Below are 4,350 nucleotides of genomic sequence, written 5' to 3'. Positions count from 1 at the left end.
GGTACGAACTGGTGGAAGACGACAAATCCCGCAAGGAGAATTCCGGGAAATAAGGACCGGTATTCCCCCGCTTTCTTTACCGCAGTGGATCGCGAGATTTACTGCGGTAAAAAGGATAAAAATCTATAGTGAAAACAATCGCCTGATATTTGTCATCTCGACGAACTGCCTTGTCAAACCCGCACCTTGCCAGCAAAGTTGTTAGCTTCCCGCGCGTTAACCTTTTGTTAACCCAAAAATTCTTGCCGTATCAATCGAATCGGAGCTTAATGGCGGTTCTTAAAAGGATTGCTTTGAAAAAGCGCTATTAGAGGTTTCGATTCCGATGAATATCGCAATGCCTCTGCCAAAGTTCGAGTTTGATGACAAGATTCTCGATCAGGGTGCGGAGATTTCACGCCGGCTGGATCAGCTTCGGATGGAAAAGTTTCCGCCGAACGCCAAGAAGACATTGCGCTCATTCTCCATGGCTGAAGTGGCGCATTATCTCGGCGTCACGCAGAACAATCTGAAGCGCCTGCATCTGGAAGGCAAGGGACCGGTACCGGCACAGGCGCCTTCGGGGCGCCGCTCATACAACGCCGAGCAGATGCTGGAACTGCGGCACTATCTCGATCGCAACGGCCGTACCGAGGTGAAGAAATACGTTCCGCACCGCAAGCCGGGCGACAAGTTGCAGGTCATTGCGGTTGTCAATTTCAAGGGCGGGTCCGGCAAGACGACGACGGCGGCGCATCTGTCGCAATATCTGGCGCTGACCGGGCACCGCGTGCTTGCCATTGATCTGGACCCGCAGGCATCGTTGTCGGCATTGCATGGGTTCCAGCCGGAACTCGACCGCAATCTCTCGCTCTACGAGTCGATCCGCTACGACGACGAGCGCAAGCCGATATCCGACGTCATTCTGCCGACTAATTTTCCTGGCCTCGATATCATCCCGGCTAACCTTGAACTGCAGGAGTATGAATATGATACGCCGCTTGCGATGCAGGACCGGGCGTCGCTCGAAGGCCGGCAGTTCTTCACGCGCATAGGCAAGGCGCTCGAGGAAGTAGACAACCGCTACGATGTCGTCGTTGTCGATTGCCCGCCGCAACTTGGCTATCTGACATTGACCGCCATGTCGGCTGCGACCTCGGTGCTCATCACAGTTCATCCGCAGATGCTCGATCTCATGTCGATGTCGCAGTTCTTGCTGATGCTTGGTGGCATCCTCAAGACCGTGAAGCAGGCGGGAGCCAAGGTGCAGCTCGACTGGTTTCGCTACCTGATCACCCGCTATGAGCCTACGGACATACCGCAGGCGCAAATGGTCGGCTTCATGCAGTCCATGCTCGCAGAAGAGATTCTCAGCAACCCGATGCTGAAATCGACTGCGGTTTCGGATGCGGGACTGACCAAGCAAACATTGTACGAGGTGGAGAAGAACAGCTTCACCCGCACGACCTATGAACGCGCGATTGAATCTCTGGATGCCGTCAACTCCGAGATTACGGCTCTCGTGCACAGAGCATGGGGGCGTTGACATGGCGAAACTATTTACCGCGGTAAAAACAACGATTTTTATCCATGAAATCAAACGACTATATACAAGCGGGGCCCGATAGATGGCTCGTAAGGACATTTTCAGCAGCGTGATGAACCCCGCTCCGCCAAAGGCAGAGCGGAATGATGCATTGTCCTATGTCGTCAGTGGCGCGTCGCGGTCGATCAAGAGTTCGTTCGAAGAGCTCGCCAAGGGTAGCGTCGTTGAGCTTGATCCGGAACTGGTGGACAGCTCCTTCGTCTCGGACCGGATTGACCAGGACGATGAAGCGTTTCAGGAGCTCTTGGCTGCGATCAGGGAGAGGGGACAGGACTCACCGGTCCTGGTGCGCCCGCATCCAACCGCCTCTGGCCGATACCAGATCGTCTTCGGCCATCGCCGCGTCAAAGTTGCCAGGCAGTTGGGACGTCAAGTCCGTGCTGTCGTCAAGCCCCTCGCGGATCAGGACCATGTGATCGCGCAGGGCCAGGAGAATGCTGCCCGCTCGAACCTCTCGTTCATCGAGCGAACGCTGTTTGCCAAGCGCCTCGCGGATCTCGGCTACGACCAGACGGTGATCAGGTCAGCGTTGGCGCTGGATGCAACCACGTTTTCCAAGATGCAGTCTGTTTCAGCACACGTTCCGGAAGCGATTATCCTCGCCATCGGCTCGGCGAAGGCGACGGGACGCGATCGTTGGTGGCAATTGTCCAAGCTCCTGCAGGTGCCAGGCAACCAGCAGCGAGCGGTAGCGTTTGTGGCGACCGCTGATTTTGTGGCGGAGACCGGCGATGAGCGATTCAACGGGCTGTTGGATTTTCTCAACAAGGCCGGCCGGGCGGTAAAAAATGCGCCGGCGATAAAAGCGTGGGCGCCGAAAGACAAGTCGGTAAGCGTCGATATCAAGGACACTGGCAAGGCGTTTACCTTGGCGCTGAGGGCCAAGAATGCTTCGCGCTTCGGTGCATACATTGCCGATAACCTCGAAGAACTCTACCGGGCCTTCAAGGAGTCGGAAACAGTAGCAAAAACAGGAGACTAATCCGCAAAAGAAAAAAGCCCACCTCAACATCGCTGTCTCGGAAGGCTTCTCTCATATCTCTAGCAGGATCGAGAATCGCATTTCCCCGAATCAGTGTCAAGACTTTTTGACGTCGTTCTGGCGAGCGGATTTCTTTTGCCTTTAAAAAGGTGAGAGACAATGCAGACGGGGAATGCATTCACGACGCCCTTCGGGCGGCGGTCGCTGTCGCTTGGCATGCTGGCAACGCAGGCACAGGTGCAAGGGATCGATCCAGGGGCGTCTATCGACAAATGGAAACTGTTTCGCAGCCTGTGCGAGGCGAGGGCGCTGATCGGCATTTCCGATCGTGCGCTCGTGGTGCTCAACGCCTTGTTGACGTTCTACCCGCAGGCGGAACTCACCGAGGCGAACGGCCTCGTAGTGTTTCCATCGAACGTGCAACTTTCATTGCGCGCACACGGGATGGCGCCGGCAACGTTGCGGCGGCATTTGAGCGCCCTGGTGGAAACCGGGCTGATCTTTCGAAAGGATAGTCCCAACGGCAAGCGCTATGCGCGCAGGGCGAGGGCAGGGGAGGGCGGAGAGGCGTTCGGCTTCTCATTGGCCCCCCTGGTGGCGCGTGCCTCTGAGTTCGACGCTATGGCCGAACAGGTGCGGTGCGAGCGGCTGCAGTTGAAGCTCATGAAGGAACGTGTCACTCTTCTGCGCCGGAATATCACCAAGCTGATCGAGCTTGGCTTCGAAGAGTTGCCAGAGCTCGACTGGAGCAGCGAGTACACCCGCTTTCGCGCTGTCATTGATGAGATACCGCGCCAAGCGATGGCATGCGACCTTGAGCCAGTCGTCGATGGATTGGAGTGCATCCATCTTGAAGTATCCAATCTATTGGAAGAAAAGCTGAATTCTCAAAAAACAAGCGCCAAAGAGTCTCATTCTGAGCGCCACAAACAAAATTCAAATACCAACTCCCCAACTGACCTTGAACCTCGCTTTAGAAAGGACCAGGGGCCAAAAACTGAGCAGACATCTGAACCATATGTAGAAGGCGAACGTAAAAACGAACCAGCAAGAACCTTCCGGCCGGGCAGGAGGATCGAGGACGCCAGTGATATGGCCGGCGGCGATGCAAAACCGGTTCCGCTTGGCCTTGTGCGGCAGGCTTGTCCGGAAATCGCGGCTTATACCAAACAAGGGATCGCCAGTTGGACCGATTTGATGGCAGCGGCAGTCGTTGTTCGGTCCATGCTCGGCGTCAGCCCATCGGCCTATGAAGAGGCTTGCGATGTGCTTGGGCAAGAAAATGCGGCGATTGCCGTTGCGTGCATTCTCGAAAGGGCGGACCAGATCAATTCGGCCGGGGGTTATTTGCGGTCGCTGACCGACAAGGCGGCGAAGGGCGAATTCTCCATCTGGCCGATGGTACTAGCGCAACTCAGGGCGAACGGTACCCATGTCCAATTGGTGACTGGGAAATGACCGGTCGAGGATGGACCACGAAGTGGAAATTCTCGACCGATCGAGAGATTCTTGACCGAGGAATCGCCTAATGCGGCGAAGGTTGGCCAGGTGTAAGCGACGCGTGGCAGTGCTCGGCGGGAAAATATAGTCCGATAAGGCGAAGCTAAGTCGATTTTAAGTACAGAATGGAGAAAAATATTAACGTAAACAGGGCGTTAAAAGTATTAGAGCTACGGCAGATGCAGCACGCAAGTCAGAAACCGGACCAAATTCCCGGGCAAAGAAGATTTCGGTTGATGGCGATGACGTGGGGTTGAGCCAATTGGAACCGCAAGGTTAGGGT

General features: G+C 55.6%; 3 protein-coding genes. All 3 read left to right on the top strand.

Features of this window, described 5'->3' with window-relative positions; genetic code table 11:
- Positions 1 to 325 precede the first annotated feature (325 nt).
- Positions 326 to 1,525 carry a plasmid partitioning protein RepA gene (gene repA / locus AAAC48_RS17020; protein ID WP_340655318.1) on the top strand — a complete coding sequence of 400 codons (1,200 nt, stop codon included), beginning with the start codon at positions 326 to 328 and terminating at the stop codon, positions 1,523 to 1,525.
- A gap of 82 nt (positions 1,526 to 1,607) precedes the next feature.
- A complete protein-coding gene (gene repB, locus AAAC48_RS17015; protein ID WP_340655317.1) occupies positions 1,608 to 2,567 on the top strand; it encodes a plasmid partitioning protein RepB in 960 nt (319 codons plus the stop codon).
- A gap of 159 nt (positions 2,568 to 2,726) precedes the next feature.
- A complete protein-coding gene (repC, locus tag AAAC48_RS17010) occupies positions 2,727 to 4,025 on the top strand; it encodes a plasmid replication protein RepC (protein WP_340655316.1) in 1,299 nt (432 codons plus the stop codon).
- Positions 4,026 to 4,350 lie beyond the last annotated feature (325 nt).

The organism is Phyllobacterium sp. (assembly GCF_037994405.1).
GTDB lineage: Bacteria > Pseudomonadota > Alphaproteobacteria > Rhizobiales > Rhizobiaceae > Phyllobacterium.
This window is presented reverse-complemented; position numbering and strand designations above follow the sequence as displayed.

What these genes read in the sequence shown, in the direction of transcription:
- repA (WP_340655318.1), top strand. Translation starts at nt 326, where the DNA reads ATGAATATCGCAATGCCTCTGCCAAAGTTCGAGTTTGATGACAAGATT.
- repB (WP_340655317.1), top strand. Translation starts at nt 1,608, where the DNA reads ATGGCTCGTAAGGACATTTTCAGCAGCGTGATGAACCCCGCTCCGCCA.
- repC (WP_340655316.1), top strand. Translation starts at nt 2,727, where the DNA reads ATGCAGACGGGGAATGCATTCACGACGCCCTTCGGGCGGCGGTCGCTG.